Origin of the sequence: Tardiphaga sp. 768_D3_N2_1 (assembly GCF_052076105.1) — a bacterium.
Lineage (GTDB): Bacteria > Pseudomonadota > Alphaproteobacteria > Rhizobiales > Xanthobacteraceae > Tardiphaga.
Genome location: NZ_CP197245.1, coordinates 2,092,301 through 2,115,946 on the forward strand (window position 1 = coordinate 2,092,301; position 23,646 = coordinate 2,115,946).

At 60.1% G+C, this 23,646-nt stretch carries 20 protein-coding genes; 7 read left to right on the forward strand and 13 right to left on the reverse strand.

Going from position 1 to position 23,646, the window contains the following annotated elements:
- Positions 1–122: 122 nt before the first annotated feature.
- Positions 123–1,538 carry a TIR domain-containing protein gene (locus tag AB8A27_RS09615; RefSeq protein ID WP_441241705.1) on the forward strand — a complete coding sequence of 472 codons (1,416 nt, stop codon included), beginning with the start codon at positions 123–125 and terminating at the stop codon, positions 1,536–1,538.
- Positions 1,539–1,548: 10 nt separating this feature from the next.
- On the opposite strand, the gene uvrA is transcribed toward AB8A27_RS09615, so the two are convergent.
- From uvrA to AB8A27_RS09635, 4 genes are all read right to left on the reverse strand, one after another.
- Positions 1,549–4,536, reverse strand: coding sequence for an excinuclease ABC subunit UvrA (gene uvrA / locus AB8A27_RS09620; RefSeq protein ID WP_441241706.1), 2,988 nt, complete (start codon positions 4,534–4,536; stop codon positions 1,549–1,551).
- Between the two features lie 296 nt (positions 4,537–4,832).
- Positions 4,833–5,597, reverse strand: a complete 765-nt coding sequence (locus AB8A27_RS09625; RefSeq protein WP_441241707.1) for an outer membrane protein — start codon at positions 5,595–5,597, stop codon at positions 4,833–4,835.
- Between the two features lie 246 nt (positions 5,598–5,843).
- On the reverse strand, positions 5,844–6,569 hold the full coding sequence (locus tag AB8A27_RS09630) for an outer membrane protein (protein WP_441241708.1): 726 nt from the start codon (positions 6,567–6,569) through the stop codon (positions 5,844–5,846).
- A gap of 244 nt (positions 6,570–6,813) precedes the next feature.
- The gene (locus AB8A27_RS09635) at positions 6,814–7,545 is read right to left on the reverse strand and encodes an outer membrane protein (protein WP_441241709.1); all 732 of its coding nucleotides are present in this window, start codon (positions 7,543–7,545) and stop codon (positions 6,814–6,816) included.
- Between the two features lie 465 nt (positions 7,546–8,010).
- Between AB8A27_RS09635 and AB8A27_RS09640 the strand changes: the two genes are divergently transcribed.
- Both AB8A27_RS09640 and AB8A27_RS09645 read left to right on the forward strand, forming a co-directional pair.
- A complete protein-coding gene (locus AB8A27_RS09640) occupies positions 8,011–8,517 on the forward strand; it encodes a single-stranded DNA-binding protein (RefSeq protein WP_441241710.1) in 507 nt (168 codons plus the stop codon).
- Positions 8,518–8,831: 314 nt separating this feature from the next.
- Entirely contained in the window at positions 8,832–9,035 is a 204-nt protein-coding gene (locus AB8A27_RS09645) for a hypothetical protein (protein ID WP_441241711.1), read from the forward strand.
- A 114-nt stretch (positions 9,036–9,149) separates the two neighbouring features.
- On the opposite strand, the gene AB8A27_RS09650 is transcribed toward AB8A27_RS09645, so the two are convergent.
- Positions 9,150–9,947, reverse strand: coding sequence for a class I SAM-dependent methyltransferase (locus tag AB8A27_RS09650; protein ID WP_089264455.1), 798 nt, complete (start codon positions 9,945–9,947; stop codon positions 9,150–9,152).
- Positions 9,948–10,493: 546 nt separating this feature from the next.
- Between AB8A27_RS09650 and AB8A27_RS09655 the strand changes: the two genes are divergently transcribed.
- From AB8A27_RS09655 to gyrA, 3 genes are all read left to right on the forward strand, one after another.
- Positions 10,494–11,318: an AAA family ATPase gene (locus tag AB8A27_RS09655; protein ID WP_441241712.1), complete on the forward strand. Its 825-nt coding sequence runs from the start codon at positions 10,494–10,496 to the stop codon at positions 11,316–11,318.
- Positions 11,319–11,777: 459 nt separating this feature from the next.
- Positions 11,778–12,182, forward strand: a complete 405-nt coding sequence (locus AB8A27_RS09660) for a DUF2306 domain-containing protein (RefSeq protein ID WP_441241713.1) — start codon at positions 11,778–11,780, stop codon at positions 12,180–12,182.
- 205 nt (positions 12,183–12,387) lie between these two features.
- Positions 12,388–15,141 (forward strand): DNA gyrase subunit A, encoded by a 2,754-nt coding sequence (gyrA, locus tag AB8A27_RS09665; RefSeq protein ID WP_441241714.1) that lies wholly within the window; start codon positions 12,388–12,390, stop codon positions 15,139–15,141.
- On the opposite strand, the gene AB8A27_RS09670 is transcribed toward gyrA, so the two are convergent.
- The 8 genes from AB8A27_RS09670 to AB8A27_RS09705 all read right to left on the reverse strand — a co-directional run bounded on the left by AB8A27_RS09670 (position 15,138) and on the right by AB8A27_RS09705 (position 22,550).
- Positions 15,138–15,503, reverse strand: coding sequence for a hypothetical protein (locus tag AB8A27_RS09670; RefSeq protein ID WP_441241715.1), 366 nt, complete (start codon positions 15,501–15,503; stop codon positions 15,138–15,140). The genes gyrA and AB8A27_RS09670 overlap by 4 nt on opposite strands.
- Before the next feature lie 424 nt (positions 15,504–15,927).
- Entirely contained in the window at positions 15,928–16,224 is a 297-nt protein-coding gene (locus AB8A27_RS09675; RefSeq protein WP_441241716.1) for a hypothetical protein, read from the reverse strand.
- A 93-nt stretch (positions 16,225–16,317) separates the two neighbouring features.
- On the reverse strand, positions 16,318–16,632 hold the full coding sequence (locus tag AB8A27_RS09680; RefSeq protein ID WP_441241717.1) for a hypothetical protein: 315 nt from the start codon (positions 16,630–16,632) through the stop codon (positions 16,318–16,320).
- 176 nt (positions 16,633–16,808) lie between these two features.
- Positions 16,809–17,192 carry a nuclear transport factor 2 family protein gene (locus tag AB8A27_RS09685; protein ID WP_441241718.1) on the reverse strand — a complete coding sequence of 128 codons (384 nt, stop codon included), beginning with the start codon at positions 17,190–17,192 and terminating at the stop codon, positions 16,809–16,811.
- Between the two features lie 143 nt (positions 17,193–17,335).
- Positions 17,336–19,165 carry a monovalent cation:proton antiporter-2 (CPA2) family protein gene (locus tag AB8A27_RS09690; protein ID WP_441241719.1) on the reverse strand — a complete coding sequence of 610 codons (1,830 nt, stop codon included), beginning with the start codon at positions 19,163–19,165 and terminating at the stop codon, positions 17,336–17,338.
- Positions 19,166–19,272: 107 nt separating this feature from the next.
- Complete coding sequence (locus AB8A27_RS09695; protein ID WP_441241720.1) at positions 19,273–20,313, reverse strand: LLM class flavin-dependent oxidoreductase; 1,041 nt, start codon at positions 20,311–20,313, stop codon at positions 19,273–19,275.
- Between the two features lie 42 nt (positions 20,314–20,355).
- Complete coding sequence (locus AB8A27_RS09700) at positions 20,356–21,756, reverse strand: alginate export family protein (RefSeq protein WP_441241721.1); 1,401 nt, start codon at positions 21,754–21,756, stop codon at positions 20,356–20,358.
- Between the two features lie 146 nt (positions 21,757–21,902).
- Positions 21,903–22,550, reverse strand: coding sequence for a hydrolase (locus AB8A27_RS09705; RefSeq protein WP_441241722.1), 648 nt, complete (start codon positions 22,548–22,550; stop codon positions 21,903–21,905).
- A gap of 148 nt (positions 22,551–22,698) precedes the next feature.
- On the opposite strand from AB8A27_RS09705, the gene AB8A27_RS09710 reads away from it, so the two are divergent.
- Entirely contained in the window at positions 22,699–23,592 is an 894-nt protein-coding gene (locus tag AB8A27_RS09710) for a LysR family transcriptional regulator (RefSeq protein WP_441241723.1), read from the forward strand.
- Positions 23,593–23,646: the final 54 nt, after the last annotated feature.

Below are 23,646 nucleotides of genomic sequence, written 5' to 3' on the forward strand. Positions count from 1 at the left end.
TCGCTGCGCTCATCCGGGCTAAGTACACGTAAGAATAGTGCCGCAACCGAGTATGCTGGACATTCCACTTATAGTAGAGTTATAGAATGTGATATTTGATAATTGTATTTGGTGGTTCGGATATGGCTAAAAAAACAAAGGTTGCTTCTCAGCGACGAAAACCAATCAAGCCAAAGCAATCTGTAACGCGAATATTTATCAGTCATAGTGAGCGAGACAAGAAAATCGTCGATAGAATTTCTGTTCGCCTCCGGTCCGGCGGTTTCGATGTATTTGCCGACCATTTTCAGCTGAGACCCGGTGACAACTTTCAGAGAAAAATTTCAGAGGAGCTTACAGAGGCCGCGGTAGTTCTAATCGTTCTGAGTAAAAATTCATTTCGATCAGAATGGGTACAACAGGAATTTGCGACAATCGCTTTGCAACAGGAAGTATCGGAACGGCAGCGTCGAATTGTCCCAATCAAAATCGACGAAATTCCAGTTCCGAGTTATCTGGCTCATTTGCAGTATATTGATCTTTCGCAAGATTTTGAGAGTGGTTTAGAGCGTTTAACGGCAGAGCTCGATGTCACGAAAGTTGCTCCGCTTGCGGGTGGAACAAATGCTATTACTGTCTCCGTCGATAGTGGCGAAGCACAAATTCGAACGCTTCGCGAGGCCCTGCGTCGAGGGCGACTCACGTTGGTCTGTGGCGCGGGAGTTTCAGTGGGGGCCGGTATTCCAGCGTGGGGGAATCTTTTGGTCCGCCTACTCGACAGGCTTATGGAGAGGCTATCAAAAAATTATTCGCTAGATCTCGGGAAAAGTACAGCTATTGAGTTTCAGAAAAATTACGGCAGGTCGTCCTCGTTGATACTAGGAAAGTATCTTAAGAATAATTTGGGAGACGATTTTGCGAGCGAGACACGCGACGCTCTGTATGCCGAAGTCACTGAGAGCTCGACCCTTATAGACAGTATTGTCGAGCTGTCGCGACCACAGCGTGATGCCAATCCTCTCGATTCAATCATCACGTTCAATTTCGATTGCCTTATTGAAGAAGCTCTTGAAAAAAATGTCGTGGCTAACAAGCCAATTTTTTCCGAGTCAATTAGGCATGATGGAAACGAGCTTCCAATATATCACGTCCACGGATACTTGCCACGTACGGGATTGATTCCGCAGACCGAATTGGTTTTTAGCGAGGACGCTTATCACAGCCAGTTTATAGAAGCGTTTAGCTGGTCAAATCTTATCCAGCTGACGAAGCTTACTCAGAATACTTGCTTATTTATTGGGATTAGCCTTACCGACCCAAACATGCGTCGATTGCTTGATGTTGCTTGGCGTAAGAATCCTGACAAGACTATGTCGCACTTTATAGTAAAGCGGAGTCCTGATCATCCAAGGGACTCTGCGTTAGATCGCGTGTCGAGACTTCTTGAAGAGCAGGATGCAAACGCTCTCGGTCTAAATGTTATTTGGATCGATTCCTTTGATAGCTTACCAGCAGTTTTAAGTAGTATCGCTAAGATTCCTAACGGCCAAGAACAGTGAATTTCGACCCTCACTCCGCCGCCTCACTCGTTGCCTTCCGCTTCTTCGGCTTGCCCGCCTTCTCAAGCACCGGCTTCAGGAATTTGCCCGTATAGCTACGCGGTGCCTTGACGATATCTTCCGGCGGACCCCAGGCGACGATTTCACCGCCGCCGTCGCCGCCTTCGGGGCCGAGATCGATGACCCAGTCGGCAGTCTTGATGACTTCGAGATTGTGCTCGATCACCACCACCGTATTGCCCTGTTCGACCAGCTCATGCAGCACTTCGAGCAGTTTTGCGACGTCGTGGAAGTGCAGGCCGGTGGTCGGCTCGTCCAAGATGTAGAGCGTGCGGCCCGTAGCGCGCTTGCTCAATTCCTTGGCGAGTTTCACGCGCTGCGCCTCGCCGCCGGATAGCGTCGTCGCCTGCTGGCCGACATGGATGTAGTCGAGCCCGACGCGATGCAGCGTCTTGAACGTCTCGCGCACGCGCGGCACCGCCTTGAAGAAGTCGGCGGCTTCTTCCACGGTCATGTCGAGTACATCGGCGATCGACTTGCCCTTGAACAGGACTTCCAGCGTCTCGCGGTTGTAGCGCTTGCCCTTGCAGGTGTCGCAGGTGACATAGACGTCGGGCAGGAAGTGCATCTCGATCTTGATGACGCCGTCGCCCTGGCAGGCCTCGCAGCGACCGCCCTTGACGTTGAACGAGAACCGTCCGGGTTCATAGCCGCGCGCCTTGGATTCCGGCAGGCCGGCGAACCATTCGCGGATCGGCGTGAAGGCGCCGGTATAGGTCGCGGGATTGGAACGCGGGGTGCGGCCGATCGGCGACTGGTCGATGTCGATGATCTTGTCGATATGCTCCAGACCCTCGATGCGGTCATGCGGCGCGGCGCCTTCGCTGGCGCCGTTGAGTTTGCGCGCGATGGCCTTGTAAAGCGTATCGATCAGCAGCGTCGACTTGCCGCCGCCCGAGACGCCGGTGATGGCGGTGAACAGGCCGAGCGGCACTTCCGCCGAGACGTTCTTCAGATTATTGCCGCGCGCATTGATGACCTTGATGGTGTGGCGATGGTTCGGCGGACGACGCTCCCGCACCGGCACCGACATCTCGCCCGTGAGGTATTTTCCGGTCAGAGATTTCGGATTGGCCATCACCTCCTGGGGCGTGCCCTGGGCGACGATATTGCCGCCATGGGTGCCGGCGCCGGGGCCGACATCGACCACGTAATCGGCGGCAATCACTGCGTCCTCGTCATGTTCGACCACGATCACGGTATTGCCGAGGTCGCGCAGCCGCCGCAGCGTATCGAGCAATCTGGCATTGTCGCGCTGATGCAGGCCGATGGAGGGCTCATCGAGCACATAGAGCACGCCCGTCAGGCCCGAGCCGATCTGCGACGCCAGCCGAATGCGCTGGCTCTCGCCGCCGGACAGTGTGCCCGAGGAGCGCGCCAGCGTGAGATAGTTGAGGCCGACATCGAGCAGGAACGACAGCCGCTCGCGGATCTCCTTGAGGATGCGGACGGCGATCTCGTTCTGCTGCTTGTTGAGCAGATCCGGCACGGTCTCGAACCAGTCGCCAGCCTTGCGCACCGACATTTCCGAGATGTTGCCGATATGCTTGCCGCCGATCTTGACTGACAGCGCTTCGGGCTTCAGCCGATAACCCTCGCAGGCATCGCATGGCACGTCGGAGAAATACTTGCCGAGCTCTTCGCGCGCCCATTCGCTTTCGGTCTCGCGGAAGCGGCGGTCGATATTGGTGACGACACCCTCGAACGGCTTCTTGGTGTCATAGGAACGCACGCCGTCCTCATAGGAGAACTTGATCTCGTCATCGCCGGAGCCGTGCAGGATGGCGTTCTGCGTCTTCTTCGGCAGGTCCTTCCACTTGGTGTCGAGCGTGAACTTGTAGAACTTGCCGAGCGCCGTCAGCGTCTGCACGTAATAAGGCGACGACGACTTCGCCCATGGCGCGATGGCGCCCTTGCGCAGCGTCAGCTCCTTATCGGGAATGACGAGGTCGGCATCGATAGTCTGCTCGACGCCGAGGCCGCCGCATTTCGGACAGGCACCATAGGGGTTGTTGAACGAAAAGAGTCTGGGCTCGATTTCCGGAATGGTGAAACCGGAGACCGGGCAGGCGAACTTCTCGGAAAACAGAATGCGCTCTGCACCCGTCTTGTCGTGAATCTTCGCGACCTTCTTGTCGGATTTCTTCGTGCTGGCCTCTTCCGCGGGAGCGGCTGGCGCATCGGCATATTCGATGACCGCGAGGCCTTCGGCGAGCTTCAGTGCGGTCTCGAAACTTTCCGCGAGGCGCTGGCCGATATCCGGCCTGACAACGATGCGATCGACGACCACGTCGATGTCATGCGGAAACTTCTTGTCGAGTACGGGCGCTTCGGCGAGTTCATGGAAGGTGCCGTCGATCTTGACGCGCTGAAAACCCTTCTTGAGATATTCGGCCAGCTCCTTGCGATACTCGCCCTTGCGGCCGCGCACCACCGGCGCCAGCAGATACAGCCGCGTGCCTTCCGGCAGCGCCAGCACGCGGTCGACCATCATCGAGACGGTCTGGCTCTCGATCGGAAGACCCGTCGCCGGCGAATAGGGAATGCCGACGCGTGCCCAGAGCAGGCGCATGTAATCGTAGATCTCGGTGACGGTGCCGACGGTCGAACGCGGGTTCTTCGACGTGGTCTTCTGCTCGATGGAGATGGCCGGCGACAGGCCATCGATCTGGTCAACGTCCGGCTTCTGCATCATCTCGAGGAATTGCCGGGCGTAAGCCGACAGCGACTCCACATAGCGGCGCTGGCCTTCGGCATAGATCGTATCGAAGGCGAGTGACGATTTGCCGGAGCCGGACAGGCCGGTGAACACCACCAGCTTGTCGCGCGGGATGGTCAGATCGACATTCTTGAGATTGTGCTCGCGGGCGCCGCGAATGGTGATGCTGCGCATGTTCGCGGCGGCCTGCTGCCGCTTGGCCTTGATGATCTCGTCCATAACAGGCAATTCCCCAGCGCGAGCCGCGCTCATCCGGGCGCGCACCGCCGGCCGGGCCGGGATCAACGCCGATTGATTGTCATCGGAACATAGGAAGAACGAGAACGGATTTCCAGTGCTCCGCAGCAACGATCAACGGTTTGTTGGCGGAGGGGTTGCGAGGCAAGGCTGCAAATGACAAAGGCCGGGTGGGGCCGACCTTGTCGGTATCGCCATATATTCCTGCCGGACAACAAGAAGCCCGGCACGAGGCCGGGCTGAGTTGTTCTGGAGTCGACAGAGAGGATCGACAAGCCTCAGTACTTCGCGATAACGGGGCCGCCCCACTTGTAGTTGATGCGCGCGGTGACCACGTCGACGTCCTGGCTGATGCGGGTATTGTCGGTGACAACACCGGCAGCGTTGGTGAAGTCGAGCGTGCGGTTGCCCATGAACAGGTGGTCGTATTCGACGGCGAAGGTCCAGTTCGGTGTGAAACCATATTCCAAGCCGACGCCAACCGTGCCGCCCCAGCGCGTCTCCTTGCTGGAATTGATCACTGCGCCGGTCCCGGTGAAGTAATGCTCATACTTGTCGCTGGTGACAGCGGCGCCGCCCTTCACATAAAGCAGCGTGTTGTTCCAGGCATAGCCAATCTGGCCGGTGAACAGGCCGAAGGCCTCGATCTTCGACCGGTCGCCGATTCTGGTGCCGGTGCCAATCAGTGTGCTCGTCGTCGAACCGTGGAAATCTGCCCAGTTGCCCTGCGCTTCGAGGCCGAACACCCATGCGGCGCTCTGCCAGCGATAGCCGATCTGTCCGCCTGCCGTGCCGCCACTGGCGTCGTGACAGCCTTCTGGCGAGAACACCGGAGCGGCGAGCGTGCCGATATTGCTGTCCCAGCACTTGCGGCTCGTTCCCCAGCCACCGTTGCCGCCGATATAGAAGCCGGTCCAGTCATAGACCGCCGCAATGATCGGAGGAGCCTTCGTATAGGGCCGTGCTGCCAGATCGGCTGCGGAAGCTGACGAGGCTGCGCCGAGAACGGCAAGGGCGACGGATGCGAGCAGAAGCTTCTTCATTGCAAGACTCCCCCTTTGAATGTCTCAACTTTAACGCGGCTCAGGCGAGGTGGCTGTAGCTCGCTTGCAACAGGGGAAAACTAACGCGCTGGTTGCGCGAAAAGCCACGTACTGCAGTCAGGGGTAGTATTTAACCGTGGGAAATCAACAGGTTTGCCACCGAGGATCCGGGCGTCCAGCCAAACAGAAAGGCCGGCATTTTCGCCGGCCTTTCCATTGTCACGAGCCTGAAATCTGGCGCGAAGCTCAGTACCTCGCGACGACCGGGCCGCCCCAGTTGAAGTGATAGTTGATGCCGCCCTTGACGGTGTGGGTCGTCATGCCGAGATTGACGCCGGTCGCTGGAGCGAAGGCGCGCAGATAGTTTTCGTTGCCGTAGTCGGCATACATGTATTCGCCCTTGAGCGACCAGCTTGGCGCGAACATGTATTCAACGCCAGCACCGACGGTCCAGCCGGAGTGCACCTTGCTCTCGGAGAAGCCCAGTCCGCCGACATTCAGCGAGATGCGGTTGTCAGCCCAGGCATAGCCACCCTTGGCATAGAACAGCGCAGCACCTGCGGTGACGCCGACGCGGCCAGTCACACTGCCGAAGGAGCGGATTTTGTCTTCGAAGGTGTAGGGGATAAGGGCGACGAGACCGGTTTCGCGATACTTGATATCCGAACCGGCGGCGTCAACTTCCAGACCCCAAACCCATATGCTGCCGGGTGTCTGCCAGTTGTAACCGATGGTGCCGCCGCCGAAGCCGCCATTGATATCGCCGGACTGCGTTGTGAAGCCGTCAACGCGTATGCGATCAGACCAGCCATAGCCACCCATCACACCGGCATAGAAGCCGGACCAGTTGTAACCAACCGGCACTGGCGGAGGTGGCGCCTTGTAGGGGCGTGCGGCCAGATCGGCGGCGGAAGCTGACGTTGCAGCGGCGAGACCGGCGAGGGCGACGGATGCGAGCAGAAGCTTCTTCATTGCAAGACTCCCCTTTGGATACTGCAACCGTAGCGTGATTCAGGGGAAATAGATGTGTCTCACTTGCAACACATAAGAAACTAACGCATGGGTTGAGTGGGTGTTTATCTACCGGGCCTGTTGTTCGAGCCGTATCGGATGAGGGGGCGGTCGTTTTCCAGGGGCTTGTCTTTCTGCAAAACGAAAAAGGCCGGCGTTTCCGCCGGCCTTTCCGTAGTCACAAGCCTGAAATCAGGCGTGAAGCTCAGTACTTCGCGACGACCGGGCCACCCCAGTTGAAGCGGTAGTTCAGGCCAGCCTTGACGGTGTGCTCGTCGTTGCGGGACGACAGGCCGATGATGCCAGCCGGCGACGGAGCAGCGAAGGTGGTCTTGCCGAAGTCATAGTACTGGTACTCGACCTTGCCCGACCAGTTCTGGGTGAACAGGTATTCGAGGCCGGCGCCGACGGTGTAACCGTCATGCTTGGTGCCAGCTGCGAAGGCAACCGGAACTGCGCCAACGGTCGTAACCAGCGATTCGTTGAAGTCGGAGTAGGCGTAGCCGCCCTTCACGTAGAGCAGTGCCGGCCCCCAAGTGTAACCGATGCGACCGGTGACCGAGGCGAGGCCCTTCTGGTTCAGGTTGTAAGTGACGCCAGCCGGAACGAAAGCGACGTTGGTGTTGTTCGAACCAACCCAGCTGTACTGACCTTCGATGCCGAACACCCAGTTCGGAGCGAACTGGTAGTCATAGCCGATCTGCACACCGCCGAGGAAACGGCCATCCGAATTGTCGGAGGTGCCGCCGAAGCCGTTCGAACCGTTGAACGCGCCGCCGACGTGACCGCCGATGTAGAAACCGGTCCAGTTGTAGATCGGGGCGGGAACGTAGGCCGGAGCCTTGGTGTAGGGACGAGCGGCCAGGTCAGCAGCCATTGCAGGAACCGAAGCGCCCAGAGCGATCAGGGCAACGGTGCCCAACAGAAACTTCTTCATGTGAATTCTCCCCAAAATTGCTTCGCGTTGGCGAAGCCTCGTGTCCCGGCGCAAGCGCCAAATGCAATTCAGTGATCGAAATATACGCAAGTCTGCCAAAAAGTCCGTCACCCAAATAGCACACTCGTCTTGGATGTTTGGTCGTTTCTAAGTTAATGAAAGGTATATGAATTTTGGCGGGGCGCGGGTTCCCTTCGGGTTCCACTATTGCCTTCACTCAGGCACGGCAGTGACGACTCGGCACGCTGTCGTCGCTCAACAATTCGCCAAGGGGTGTTCTTGAGAACAAAAATGGAACATGCTATATAGAGCGACGATCAAATACGATACCGTGGATAACCCGGTTGCGGGGGCCTGCGCGGAGCGCGGACCGTATAGGGTCCCATCATCAGCGGCTTTGCGCGCGGGCCGGGGCCTGTACCGGCGCCCAATCAGCAAATTCAGATTCGAGAGTAGGAGAGTGGCATGGCGGGTAGCGTCAACAAGGTGATTTTGGTCGGCAATCTCGGCAAGGATCCCGAGGTTCGCCGGATGCAGAACGGCAACCCGGTCGTCAACCTGACCGTTGCGACGTCGGATACGTGGCGCGACAAGGGCACCGGCGAGCGCAAGGAAAAGACCGAGTGGCATCGCGTGGTGATCTTCAGCGAAGGTCTTGCCAAGGTCGCCGAGCAGTATCTGAAGAAGGGCGCCAAGGTTTATATCGAAGGCGCGCTGCAGACCCGCAAATGGACCGATCCGCAGGGTGTCGAGAAATACTCCACCGAGATCGTGCTGCAGGGCTTCAATTCGACACTGACCATGCTCGACGGCAAGGGCGGCGGCGCGGGTGGCGGCGGCTATGGCGGCGACGACATGGGTGACAGCTTCGGCGGTGGCCAGTCGAGCGCTCCGCCGCAGCGCCGCGTGGCCGCACCGGCAGGTGGCGGTGGTGGCCGCGGCAGCGACATGGATGACGACATCCCGTTCTGACTGTTGGTTGGAGCTGTGTGTAAACTAAAAAACGCTTTCGTCGCTTCTTCAATGACTTAGTGTTTTTCAGCTTCCGGATTGCCGACGAGACTCGAATCAGATTCTGTGGGGCCCGCTTGTGTAAACAAGCGGGGGCTTTCGTTTGATAAATCAACGCATTGCCAGCCGATTTCGCGTAAAGCCCGTTGTAATGGAGGGCGGCGAGAGGTTTGGGCTTCTCTTGGACAGGGAGAGCGGGCTGCCGGACCCTTGGGCTACTCGCTACAGCGCCGTATTCCTCAGGAGCAAAGCCGGATCGATCAACACGATGTTGGTTGAAGGTGCTTCGCTCGATCGCGGCGACCGAAGAGTGGGCCGCATTGCGCGGGGGCAGCCTGATCGAGCGGCTGGAGACCGGCGATCTACTGACGCAGGAGGAAACCGTCGATCTCGTGAACTCGCTTCATCTTGCACGCTCACCTGCCGTGGGAGGGCATGAGGCGTCGGTGACGCGAGAGGTGGTGGCTCCGAATAGCTGAGCACAACATTCGCATGATGGCCGCGCTCGTTGAGCCGCTTGCACAGCGCGTGGGCGAAGGTGGTCTTTCCTGCGGCTGCCGGGCCAAAGAACTCGATGATCATGCTCCCGAACCTCAAGAGGTTGTTGGTGCCTGCACGATTCGCCGAGGGTCCTGCACCTGAGGAAACAGGCGTTCCCGCTTTCGCGCCGCGACAATAAAACTCTCCGCCAATAATCCCGGCACCTTGAGCCTCCGGCACGCCTTTTCGAATGGCTCGATCAGCGCCTCGCAGAGATGTGGAAACAACCGGCCCGGTCGCGGGAGATAGCCGTAATACGTGCTCTCCACGACCTCAAATCCCTCATCCGACAGCAGGCTTGAAAATTGATACAAAGTCAGGGTGTGTCGAGGTCTGCTCGGATATGCCCAGTTCAGGACACGACTGAACGACCCGATGGGTGACGTTGCATTGAGCTGGATATTGCACACCAATACGCCGTCGTTGCGAAGATGCCGATAGATCGCCCGCAATGCGTCGCGCCTAAGCGTATCTTCTGCATTCAAGAAGAACCGAAATGCGGTGGCAACGTCAAATGTCTGTTCGAGAGGAACCTTGGTGACGTCGACGCATAGCAGCGTCACGTTGTCTGGCACCGAAGCTGCCGAAAGCATCGCTTCTGACACATCGACCCCGACAACCGAGCCGAACAACCGAGCGGCGACCTTCGCAATGCGTCCGGTTCCGCAGGCGAAGTCGAGGCTTGTTCGCTGTGGCCCTCCGAGCCGGCGCAGAATGCTTTCGAGCAAGGGCTGTTCGACGTCCCGCCACAATGCCGCGCAATGGCCCACCTCGAAGGTGCTGACGTAGTCGGCAACGACATCAACCGACTGGTGGCTCGCGCGATAGCTGAACGTGTCTCCGTTGAGCATAAGGATATGTCCCTCGAGTCCGCCGACGCTAACCTCGATGTCGGGACGACGTCTTCATGCATTCGCACGATGCCGGAACGGAGCGATGATCGCTCGGGAAGGCCAACGAGGCCTGGCCGTTCGGGATGGGGGGCGGTCAAGGCCATATCGGATCGGTCTTAGCCCGGGTAAAACTGGAACCTGTTCTGTCAGGGCCGAACGCATTCGGCGCTTGTCCCGCACCTGAGATGTCTGTTGTGGGTCAATCGCGTCGATTTTGGCAAGTCGACGGCTTGTCCGGTTAGCGGTTAATCTCGGAAGTGCGGGATGTTCGGGTTTGCCGGTTGAAGGCATCGGTTTGGACGTGATTCAAGCGCCCAAACCGGAGCCTCAAATCATGCGCTACGAACTAACCGATTATGAATGGGCGGCAATCAAGCCGTTCCTGCCGAACAAGTCCGCGGATCCGAACAGTCATTCAAATGAACGTTGGTGTGGTTTGTAATCCGGCTAAGCTCTGACCTGCAGGTAAATGACAGCTTGTTCCGAGGCGCTGGGCATTCCACCATGATCATCGAGTTATTTGGGCCGCCTGGTGCAGGCAAGACCACACTTCTTCGCGGCCTCTGCCGGGGGCTGGCGCAAGAAGGCATCAACCTGAAGACAGTGAACGGTTATCGCCTGATTGAAGATGCGTCGGCCCAGGATGACGGCCCGGAGACGCGCCATGGCATTGGGCGTATTGGCAGAAAGATTGCCACCTCCGGTCCTGTCTTGCTATCGACCCTGCCGAAGGACGGTGTCGCGGCGCGGCTTCTAGCATCAATCCCGCTACGAAGCCGCACATGGTCATGGCGCATGAAGGTCGACATCGCTCTACTGTGCGAATCTTGGCGTAAAGCGCAGGAATCGGAAGGTTACTTCATTTTTGAAGAAGGCCTGATCCAGGCATTGTGTGCGCTGGTTTTGCTGGCGCGAACTCCAAGCATTGACGTGGTTCGTGACTGCCTAGCGTTCCTGCCGCGACCGGACCTGCTTGTCCAGCTCGATGCGCCGCAGGAAACGTTGCGCCGCCGTCTTACGGATCGGCATGCGCACCAGCCGCTCATCGAAGTCCTCCTGTTCGAACTCGGCGTGGACAGGGGCTTGAAGCAGGCCAATATCTCAAGGGAGATCGGCGAGTGCTTGCGCCGGGACGGATGGTCCTTGATACAAGTCAACGGTGCCGACCCCCTCAATTTCGATAAGGTCATTACGCGAGTCCTGGGAGAGCATATCAATGAGACCGCCCTGGGTGACCGAGGCGATAAAAGCCAAACCACTGGATTAGCTGGCAACTATGAACTTGATGGATCTCAACATTTCGCACGGGGGCCTGGTGGCAGCATCTGACGCTCGCTCACGATTTGAATCATTGCGTGGTCGAGCCCCGGTCCGCCCGGAGCGAGGCATGGATACTTTGGGTCGCCTCGACTAGCGCGGTCCCCTGTCTCGGAGAGCCTTGCGTCCGAAACCAACCATTCAGCCACGATCAGCCCGTGAGGCGCGCACGAAACAAGGTGCAGCCGTCCGCCAGGCGCGACCTGGAGATATCCCGGAATCCAGCCTCGGTCACCGGCGCGCTCCTCGACCGCCTCACGCATCACGTCCATAACCACATATAACCCTTCTGATCTGCTGTCAGGACGTCCTGAACTTTTGCATCGCGCGCTGTGAGCTGATTGCTTGCAGCGCGTTTTGCTTTTCGGGGAGGGCGGTTAGCTGCGGCAACGTGGTGGACCATATTATCTTTACAATGGAAAGATTTCTGCGATGGTGAGCTGATACTGCCTGCTGAATGCGAGGGCCACCATGTCGCTGCAGCCGTTGCTTGATGCCGTTGCTCCGATCCCGCTGCATGCTTTTGCGGCCATGGCCGCATTCGTGCTCGGTGTCGTTCAATTGATCGCGCCCAAGGGCACGCTGCCACACAGGACGCTCGGCTGGATCTGGGTGATCCTGCTCGCCATTGTCGCGATCAGTTCGTTTGGGATCCATGGCCATAGCTACCGGCTGTGGCGGGACTGGAGCCCGATCCATCTGCTGTCGATCGTGGCGCCGGTCATGCTCATATTCGGCGTGATCGCGGCGCGCCGGCACCGCGTCAGGGCGCATGCCATCACCATGATTTCGATCTTCGCCGGCGCCCTGGTGATCGCCGGCGTGTTCACCCTCGTGCCCGGCCGGGTCATGCACACCGTGGTGTTCGGCCGCTAGAATACCGCAAGACGGCCGCATGATTTTCGCAAGATTCGGCTGCTTGGGGCTGGCTTATTCGGGACCACTTCACAAGCCCTCTGCAGCTCCCGTAAGCATTTGAAAAATCAGCAGGAAAATAGAGCTTCACGCGTTGTCAGCGGGGTGGCTTGGAGGCGCGCGATGCGCTATATGATTCCCAGCAAAACCTGACCGGAAATCATCCTTGTCCGACACTGAAGACCAGAAGCCTGGGGAGCCATCAGCCCCCTCGGATATTCGTCCCGTATCCATCCTCGATGAGATGAAGCGTTCGTATCTCGATTACGCCATGAGCGTGATCGTGGCGCGTGCGCTTCCGGATGCACGCGACGGCTTGAAGCCGGTGCATCGCCGCATTCTCTACGCGATGTATGAGAACGGCTTCGAATACAACAAGCCGTACCGCAAGTCGGCGCGCACCGTCGGCGACGTCATCGGTAAATATCATCCGCATGGCGACCAGTCGGTCTATGACGCCATGGTCCGCATGGCGCAGGACTTCTCGATGCGCGTGCCGCTGATCGACGGTCAGGGCAATTTCGGTTCGGTCGATGGCGATCAGGCCGCCGCGATGCGATACACGGAATCGCGTCTGACCAAGATCGCGCAAGGCCTGCTCGACGATATCGACAAGGACACCGTCGATTATCAGGACAACTACGACAGCTCCGAGAAAGAGCCGAAGGTCCTGCCGGCGAAGTTCCCGAACCTCCTGGTTAATGGCGGCGGCGGCATCGCCGTCGGTATGGCCACCAACATCCCGCCGCACAACCTTGGCGAAGTCATCGATGCCTGCGTGGCGCTGATCGATGATCCCTCGCTCTCCATCGACGATCTCAACAAGATCATTCCCGGTCCCGATTTCCCGACCGGTGGTATCATTCTCGGTCGTGCCGGCATTCGTTCGGCCTATCACACCGGCCGCGGCTCCATCGTGATGCGCGGCAAGGTCGCCATCGAGCCGACACGCAAGGACCGCGAAGCGATCATCGTCTCGGAAATTCCATACCAGGTGAACAAGGCCACTATGGTCGAGCGCATCGCCGAACTGGTGCGCGACAAGAAGATCGAAGGCATCTCCGATCTGCGCGACGAGTCCGACCGCGAAGGTTACCGCGTTGTCGTCGAACTCAAGCGCGATGTCGTGCCCGAGATCGTTCTGAACCAGCTCTACAAATACACGCCGCTGCAGACCAATTTCGGCGCCAACATGGTGGCGCTCGATGCCGGTCGGCCGCAGCTGTTCAATCTGAAAGACCTGCTGACGATCTTCGTCGCGTTCCGCGAACAGGTCGTCACCCGCCGCACGAAATTCCTGCTCAACAAGGCGCGCGATCGCGCGCATATTTTGGTGGGCCTCGCCATCGCTGTGGCGAATATCGACGAGATCATTCGCGTGATCCGCACCTCGCCGGATCCGACCACCGCGCGCGACATCCTGATGGAGCGCCGCTGGCCAGCGCAGGACGTCGCGGCGATGATCACGCTGATCGACGATCCCAGACATCGTCTTGAAGAAGACGGCACGGCGCGTCTGTCGTTCGAGCAGGCCAAGGCCATTCTCGACCTGCGTCTCGCACGCCTCACGGCCCTGGGCCGCGAGGAAATTTCCGACGAGCTCGACAAGCTCGCCATCGAGATCGCCGATTATCTGGAGATCCTGCGGTCGCGTGCGCGCGTGCAGGGCATCATCAAGGACGAACTCGCTGCGGTGAAGCTGGAATTCGCCACGCCGCGCAAGACCGTCATCATGGAGCAGGAAGGCGAGGTCGAGGACGAAGACCTGATCCAGCGCGAAGACATGGTGGTGACGGTGTCGCATCATGGCTACGTCAAGCGCGTGCCGCTTTCGACCTATCGCGCGCAGCGCCGCGGCGGCAAGGGTCGCTCGGGCATGGCGACGCGCGACGAGGATTTCGTCTCGCGCCTGTTCGTGGCCTCGACCCATACGCCGGTGCTGTTCTTCTCGTCACGCGGTCAGGTCTACAAGGAAAAGGTCTGGCGCCTGCCGATCGCGCCGCCCAATGGCCGCGGCAAGGCGATGATCAATATCCTGCCGCTGGAGCAGGGCGAGCGCATCACCACCATCATGCCGCTGCCCGAGGATGAAGCGACGTGGGAAACCCTCGACGTGATGTTCGCCACCACAGGCGGCAATGTCCGGCGCAACAAGCTATCGGACTTCGTCGATGTCAGGCGTTCGGGCATCATCGCCATGAAGCTCGATGATGGCGAGGCCATTGTCGACGTGCAGATCGCGACCGAACATGACGACGTGCTGCTGACCGCCGGCGGCGGCCAGTGCATCCGCTTCCCGGTCACCGATGTGCGCGTGTTCCAGGGCCGCAACTCGATGGGCGTCCGCGGTATCGCGCTGGCCGAGGGCGACAAGGTGATTTCGCTGTCGATCCTGCGCCACGTGGAGACGACCTCCGACGAACGCACGGCCTACTTGAAGATGCGCCGTGCGGTGGCGGGCGAGGCTGTCGTCGACGAGCCGGCTCTCGAGGCCGAGGCGGAAGAGACATCGACCGCGATCCAGCTCTCGCAGGAGCGCTATATCGAGCTGTCGGCGGCCGAGCAGGTGGTGTTGACTATCTCCATCAACGGCTATGGCAAGCGCACCTCGTCTTACGAGTACCGCACCACCGGCCGCGGCGGTAAGGGCATCGTTGCCATGTCGGTCAACAACCGCAATGGCAAGCTGATCGCTTCGTTCCCGGTTGAGGACAGCGACCAGATCATGCTCGTCACCGACAAGGGCCAGCTGATCCGCTGCCCGGTGGAAGGTATCCGCGTTGCCGGCCGCTCGACCCAGGGCGTCATCGTGTTCAACACGGCTGACGACGAGCATGTCGTGTCGGTCGAGCATATCGGCGAAGCCGGTGAGGGCGATGAGGCCGAGAACGGCAACGGTGCGCAGGGGGCGGAGGGCTAACTCCGCGCTTCATGGTGAGGAGCGCGCCCTTGCGCGCGTCTCGAACCATGAGATGACCTGATGCCGGAATTCTTGCGACAGGAAGATAGAAAAGCCCTCGGCGATGCCGCGGGCTTTTTTGTGAGCAGAGTGCGGTGAGTGAGCGCAGGTGCAGTGCCTCTGCGGGGCAATAATCCATCGACGTCGTTTTGCATGGTGAGAAGCCCGCTGAAGCCGCGGCGGCCGATTATCTTTGCAAGGTCCGGGAAAACGTTCGCAAACGGCTTGGCCTTGGCAAGTTCTTTTTCCGTCCATTCCGGATTGTCCGAAACGACTTTCATGTCGGCCTTTGTGTACGCCCCCTTGGCTTTAGCTTTTGGCATTCAAGAGCTTCCTTTCCTTCGGCGAAGCGGGGGGGGGGGGCAGCGCGCCGTAAGATGGTCAATTGCCCAGTATAATTAGTAACTATACTATCCGTTAGCACGATACGACCGGATGAGGCGCGCTCCATGGAAGTAATCGTATCAATATTGGGGCACGTGATCATTGAGGTTGTCCCAAAGGCGGCTGGACGAGTTATTTTGAAGCGTTTTGGTCGTTGCGATCCTTCAGAGCGAGCTATGAGGATTGTAGGTGGGGCGTTCTGGCTGGCCGTAGTCGTCGCAATCGTCTTGAGTATCCGAACAATCTTGCCGTATGTATGAGGGAGTGAACGCAGGCGCGCAACGCCGTAGCGATAACCCATCGGCGGAGCCTGCCGCATTGACGGACCGCATGGGTTTTCGCTGCGCTCAACCTATCCTCCGGCTATCGTGCGCGCTTCGTCGGTCGAGGGTAGCGCTTCGCGAGCGCGCCCATGAAAATCGCTGCAAAGATCGGCGGCGAGAATAGCGCAATGTTATGAGCATGAATGGTCGTCGTGATGACGTCTGTCGGCACGACGATGCTCGATATGACGTAGCCGGCGAGTGCGGCGACATAGGCGGACAGGAAAGTCAGCCATCCCAGACCGACAGGTAGTCGCGCGATCAGGTAGCCCACGGCTCCGCCGGGGATCGCTGCGATGACGAAGAATGCGCACCAGACGAAGAGGATAATCTCCATGCCAATACGGTCCTTCGTCGCCGGCTCAAAATGAATTGCGAACCGACAGCATCCTATCACGCGCCTGCTGCGACCGGCCTTGTTCGGACCAGCCTATCTGGCGGGAGGGCCGGGCTTGTCAAGCCACCATCTGCGAATGCCGAGGGCCACACCGACACAAACAAGAAGGCTGAAGGCGGCGATTAGTAGGTTGATGACGAGATTGACAAGGAATCCGAACGGCGCACTTGCATATGTGATCGGCACCAATGCGCGGTTGCCCCGGTCTCCGGTCCAGATCAGCAGTTCTCCCGTCGTACAGAGGTGATAGAATTGGGAGAACCCGATCCATATGACCGCGATGCAGAGGGCTGCCGTGACGGTGTGATTGGCGACAGCGCCGATGAATTTCAGCCACTCCCTGGTCATTGTCGATTTCTGTCATGTATGCGCACCTAATGCCAGCGAGCCGTAGGATGGGTTGAACGCAGGCGGAGAGCGCCGGAGCGATAATCCATCGGCCGAGCTTGCCGCATTGTTCGGCCGATGGGTCTTCGCTGCGCTCAACCCATCCTACGGCGAGTTGCCCCGCTACTCATGCCGGATCAAAACATCCCGTTCTGGTTCTGCGCTTCCGCAGGCATGGGCTGCAGCACGTCCCAGTGTTCGACGATCTTGCCGTCCGGTGTCAGCCGGAAGATATCGATGGCGGCGTAGTCCTGGTCGCCGGGCCAGTGCTGCAGTCCATGCAGCACCACGAACTCGCCCTCGGCGATTATCCGCCGGATCGTGACGTGCTTGCCGGGCCAGTCGCGCGCCATGCGCTCGAAATAGGCGATGAAGCCGTCGATGCCGTCGGAGACATGCGGATTATGCTGGATGTAGCTGTCGCCCGCATAAAGCGCGATCGCCTCGCGGGGGCGGCAGTCGTTGAACATCAACTCATAGAAGGCGACGACATTGGCCTTGTTGCGGGCGGTATCGGTCATGGCGGCCTCCGGCATGCTGGATCGGGCTCAAGCCTGTGCGATCTTCCGTAGCCCGGATGGAGCGAAGCGTAATCCGGGATTCAGCGTTTCAGTTAGCTCGCCGGTCCCCGGATTGCGCTTCGCTCCATCCGGGCTACGGCTTCCTACGGCTTCGCCGCCGCTCCTAACGCGCTCGTGTCTGTGCTCTCCGTATTCGCCGCCCTCGTCTTGAAGAACGGGCTTGGCTCCGGCGTCTCCGCGTTGCCGCGGAGCAGCTTGCGGCCGGCTTCAAGGCCGCCGATGACTTCCAGCTCCACGCGCTGCGCGTCGCGATCGCGGACATCGGCGATGGCTTCGCGGGCCTCGTCTTCGTCGAGGCCGAGGCCGGTCAGGACGGCTTCGCTGAACAGCAGTGCGGATTCGAAGGTTTCGCGGATCTGGAAATCGACGCCGGCATGAATGAGGCGCAGCGAATGGCCGCGGTCGTAGGAGCGGACATAGAGTTTGGCCAGCGGGAATTCCGAGCGACAGAGTTCGACGATGTGGTCTGCTGCCTCCGGCTTGTCGACACAGATCAGGATCGCTTCAGCGGTCCCAGCGCCGGAGGCGTGCAGCACGTCGAGGCGGGTGCCGTCGCCATAATGGATCTTGAAGCCGAAATTGCCGGCGGCGCGGATCATGTCCACATCGGTTTCGATCAGCGACAATTCGATGTTGCGCGCCAGCAGGGCCTGGCTCGCCACCTGCGCGAAGCGGCCGAAGCCGATGAACAGCACTTTTCCGCGCAGGCCGTCGGCTTTGTCGATGCCGTCCATGGAGACCGGCGTGCGCTGCCGCATCTGCGCGTGGATCAGCAGCACGATGGGCGTCAGTGCCATCGACAGGATGACAATCGCGCTCATGACAGCCGAGACGCGGGTGTCGAAGATGCCCGCGGTCCCCGCTGCCGCATAGAGGACGAAGGCGAATTCGCCGCCTTGCGCGAACAGCGCGGCGCGGTGGGTGGCGGCGGCGTGATCAGACTTTGCGAGGCGCGCGATCACATAGATGCCGATCGCCTTGACGATCATGAAGGCCACGACGCCGCCCAGCACCATGATCCATTCACTGGCGACGATGCGCAGATTGAGCGACATGCCGACGCTGAGGAAGAACAGGCCGAGCAGGATGCCGCGGAACGGTTCGATGTCGGCCTCGAGTTGATGCCGGAAGTTCGATTCCGAGAGCAGCACGCCGGCGAGGAAGGCGCCCATCGCCATCGACAGGCCGACGCTCTGCATGAATACGGCGGAGCCGAGCACGACGAGCAGCGCGGCGGCCGTCAGCACTTCGCGCGCGCCGGCACGCGCGATGATGCGGAAGAACGGATCGAGCAGCCAGCGGCCCGCCGCCAGCAGCGCGGCGAGGCCGGCCAGCGCAATGGCGGCGCTCTGCCACATCGGCTGGGCATTCGCGGCGGTCGGGGCATCGGCTGCGCCCCAGATGGCCACCAGCGCCAGCAGCGGCACGATGGCCAGATCCTCCAGCAGCAGGATGGCGATGGCGCGCTGGCCCTCGGGCGAGGTGGTCTCGTCCTGCTCTTCAAGCAGCTGCATGATGACGGCGGTGGAGGACAGCACAAAGCCCATGGCGCCGATCATGGCGATGGGGAAGGCGAGGCCGGCGGCCATGCCGACCAGTGTGAGCAGAAAGCCGCAGGTGATGACCTGTGCTGCGCCGAGGCCAAAGATCTGCCGCCGCAGCTTCCACAGTTTCGACGGGCGCATCTCCAGCCCGATGATGAACAGGAACATGACGACGCCGAGCTCGGCCGTATGCAGCAGCGTCTCGGGATCGTTGAACAGGCCGAGGCCGAACGGCCCCACGGCGAGGCCGGCGGTGAGATAGCCGAGGACGGAGCCGAGCCCCAGGCGCTTGAACAGTGGCACCGCGACGGTGGCCGCACCCAGCAGGACGATCGTGTGTCCCAAACTAAAACCGGCAGCGTCCGCCATGAACCCTCTTTCGTTGATCTGCCGGATGTCTCAGCCCGGCGCGCCTGGCACTTCGGTTGCATATGCCAGTGTCGCGAGCAAGGTGAGGGACTGTCGCGCCCGTCTGGTCACGCTTGCGCGTGAGCGGTGCGTATGATCGGCGCGACGTCAGTGCCGAGAAGCTCGATCGAACGCTTCATGGCGGCAGTTGCGAGCGATGCAGTGCTCATCTGGAAGGTGATGCGCGAGACACCGCCGAGGGCCTCATCGGCATGGCGCATCTTCGCTGCGACCGTTGCGGGATCGCCGACGAGGAACGCGCCTTCCGGGCCGGCCATGGCGTCAAATTGCTGGCGCGACGGTGGTGACCAGCCACGTTCGCGGCCGATTCTCGCCGTCAGATGCGCCCAGCCGGGGAAGAAGGCGTCCCTGGCTGCCGTATCGGTCTCGCCGACAAAACCCATCGCATGCACACCCACTTTGAGCTTGTCGGGGCTGTGCCCGGCGCGGCTGCCGGCGTCGCGATAGAGATCGACGAGCGGACGAAAACGTTCGAATGTGCCGCCGATGATCGCGACCATCAGGGGCAGGCCCAGCGTACCGGCGCGCGCGAAGGAGTCCGGCGTGCCGCCGACGCCGATCCAGACCGGCAGCCGGGCTTGATGCGGACGTGGATAGACACCCTGGCCCTCGAGCGCCGAACGAAAGCGACCTTTCCAGATCGGATGTTTGGTCTCGCCAAGCTTCAAGAACAGCGCGAGCTTCTCGGCAAAGAGTTCGTCATAGTCCCGTGGGTCCATGCCGAACAGCGGATAGGCTTCGCCAAACGAGCCACGACCAACGACGAGTTCCGCACGGCCCTTCGAGATGAGATCGAGAGTCGCGAATTCCTGGAACACGCGCACGGGATCAGCGGCGCTCAGCACCGTCACGGCGCTGGTCAAACGAATCTGGCTGGTGCGCGCTGCTGCTGCGGCCAGGATGATCGCGGGCGCGGAATCGAGGAACTCGGCGCGGTGGTGCTCACCGATGCCGAAGACATCGAGCCCAACCCGGTCGGCGACCTCGACCTCATCAAGGAGGTCCGCCATGCGATCGGTCGCTGAAGGCAGCTTGCCCGTCGCCGGATCGGGAAGGATGGCTGCAAAACTGTCGATGCCGATTTCCATGAGAACTCCTTGTTCAAGTCGTCGATCAGATATGTGTCATTGCTAGAAGCGGAAGTTCGCCATCACGCTGATCAAGGTGATGGTCTGCGCAGGCCCGGTCTCCGATATGAATTGCCCGGCTTCGAAGGCACTCAACGATGCAGACAGATTGAGCTCGGCCGTAGCCTGCCATGCTACGGACAGCTCGACCTGATGTCCGATGTAGCGTGCATCGCTGCCTTTGCCGCTTCTCACGAGATTTCCGGGGACCCCGTAAATCCCGTCGGCCGTGCTCTGTCGCCAATAGGCCGCTCCGGTGAGCGAGACTGCGACATCTTTGCGCGGATAGACGGTGATCGACGGCCGGACCTGAATGAGGTTGTGCGGGCCGACCGGAGACAGAGCACCGAAGTATTTGCCCCTCGGAAATAGAGGATTGAACGTCCCGAGCTTTGAATCGTCCGGGTTGCCGTCTCCCGAAATAACATCGGACATGAACCGGAGTTCGGGTTGAAGTGGCATCTGGAGGAAGCGATAGCCGAATTCACCACCAATACCCCATGCTTCCACGCGTTGCGTTCCGAAAGTCCCACGTTGTAGGGCGCCTTCGACATTCCAGAACCAGGCGCCGGTGTCGCCGAAGATTCGCGTTCCGAATGTATGCGCGAGTTCCCTGCCGCGGCCTTGATCGAAAACCGCATCGTGATCCAGCAAACCGAGATAGTAGATATCGACACCGATCGACTTGTTCTCCCGCAGCCATTGCGTTGCATAGGCGCCCCAGACGGATTTTTGGCGCGACACGCGATCATCAAAATCGCCCGGAAAATTGTCGACGGGACGGGCGTAAAACAGCGTCATCTGGCGATCAAGTCCGCTGACGATCGCGTCGAGACCGTCAAAGGCCTGCGGGACATTGGGACCGTAGCGGGTGTCGATGAAGCGGCCAGCGCCCAGCGACATCAGCTTGCGTCCCGCCGACATCCGCAGTGTGCTGCGGTCTCCGACATCCATTTCGATCTCGCCGAATGCCTGAAGCATATCGGCGCCGGTCGTATCGACCGGACGCTCGGGACGGTTGGTGCCGGTGATCGCCGAAAAGATGGGTTGGGTGAAAAACCGCACCTTTCCCGCGTGAAGGTCGGCATAGGGCATGAAACGGTGCCAGATATAACTGTCATTCGGCGCGGATCCCCAATTGACGTTGGTATAGCCTTCGTAGCGCGACCGGACTTCCATGCCCGTCGCGAGATAAATCAATGCTTGCTCCTGCAACGGGATGTATTTGAAGGGCTCCGTCCAATGGCCGGTTCGCTTGGATGGATCCGCGAGATAGGACCAATCCTCGCGATATCGTTCGTTCGTCAGCGTTGGCGCGCGTTCGACGTCGGTGCCGACCTGTGCCTGTACGAATGTAGTCGTCGCGGCGATCGTCGCCGCAAGAACGAAGCTCAACTTGATCATCAGGCGTTTTCATCGACGAGGGCAGTCAGATCTTGGACGGGACAGTTCGTTCCCGCTGCATTTGGCCGTTGTTTTGCGCTGAGGGTGGACGGCGAAACCGCGATGAGCGGTCGATGCTCGTACAGTTGCGCCGTCCCTTGTCTCAGTTAGCTTTTCGGCACCGGCGTGTTGAGCAGCTGCTGTTCCCACACATAGGCGATGCCGGTGCCGCCGCCGTGCTGGATCATGATGTCCGTCACTCCTGGCACCGTCTCCAGCCGGGCCCAGTCGCGCTGCCATTCGCCGATCACCGCGAACCAGGTCATCATGTTGGCGCCAGCCCGGATCATGCGCTGGATCGCGACCTCATGGGCTTCCAGCGACATGCCGCCGGACGCGTCGGTGACGACAGTAACGTCCCAGCCCTCGCCGAGCGCCTGGATCGTGGGCATTGCCACGCAGACTTCGGTCCACAGGCCAGCGATGATGAGTTGCTTGCGACCCGTTGCCTTCACCGCGTTCACCACCTTCGGATCTTGCCAGGTGTTGACCCAGGTCCGGTCGATCACCTCCTGTCCGGGGAAGACATCGGTGATCTGTGGAAACAGGACGCCGCCACGTTCAATGAGCACGCTCGTCAGGATCGTGGGAACGCCGAACACCTTGGCGGCCTTGGCCAGACCCACCGTGTTGTTGATCACCGACTGTTGGTTGTGGCTGTTCAGAGCGGCCATCTGGAACGGCTGGTGGTCGATCAGAACGAGAACCGAGTCTTCGGGGCGAAGAAGCGACGCAAGGCCATTACGAAAGGTCATGAATATATCCTCTGCTGCCGTTGTAAGTGAGACGGATCGGGAGACATGCGCCAACGGCGACGTTGTCTGAGGGCGTATTGCCGTTCTGGTCGGTAATGCGATAGTGACCGCTCGTGCCAAGCTGTGTCGCAGAACGGGGAACGCCGAATTGGATATCGAAGATCTCAGGACGTTCGTGGAAGTCGCCGACGCCGGGGGCGTGTCATCCGCCGCGCGCCGGCTCGGCGTCTCCAAGTCCATCGTCAGTCGGCAACTCGCCAGGCTCGAAGCGGAACTCGGCGCCCAGCTTCTGGCAAGAACCACGCGTGGAGCTGCGCTCACGGAAGTCGGCGTCACGTTTCGCGATCACGCGGCGCGCGCCTGCGGCGAGATCGACGCAGCCCGGGAATTGATCCAGCCTGACGGTGAGCTTTGCGGGCGACTGCGAATTGCCGTGCCGCTTACTTTCGGTCCAACGCACCTGGCTCCCGTGCTTGCGGACATGGCGCGACGGCACCCGCAGCTCCACGTCCATACTGTCTACGGTGATCGCTTCGTTGATCTCATTGCCGAAGGTTTCGATTGCGCGATCCGAGTTGGTTATCTTCCGGACTCCAACCTGATCGCGCGGTATGTCGGGCCTATTTATGCAAAACTGGTCGCGAGCCCGGACTACATCGAAGCGCATGGTTCCCCCGAGACGCCGGACGAACTCGTTGCGCATCAGGCTCTCATGCAGGGCACCGAAGCCTGGCAATTCATGGATGGCGACAAGACAATCAGGGTGCATCCGCAAGGGCGCTTCAAAGCCGACAACGGCACGGCGCTCCGCGCCGCCGCATTGGCAGGACTCGGCATCGCCTGGCTCCCCGATGGCATCACCGATGACGATGTCGCCTCCGGCGCGCTGGTTCCGGTCATGACACGTTATCCGCCGCCACAGGCAGGAGTTTATGTGGTCCGCCCGCCAAGTCAGCATCCCGCACGGAAAGTGCGGGTTCTTACCGAAATGCTGATCGCATGTTTTGAAAAAGCCCCGCGCCCTGCGGGTGTCGGTCACTAACGCACGAACCAAACGGATGGTGCACAGGGGCCGGCCGAGGCTTAAGTCGTGCGC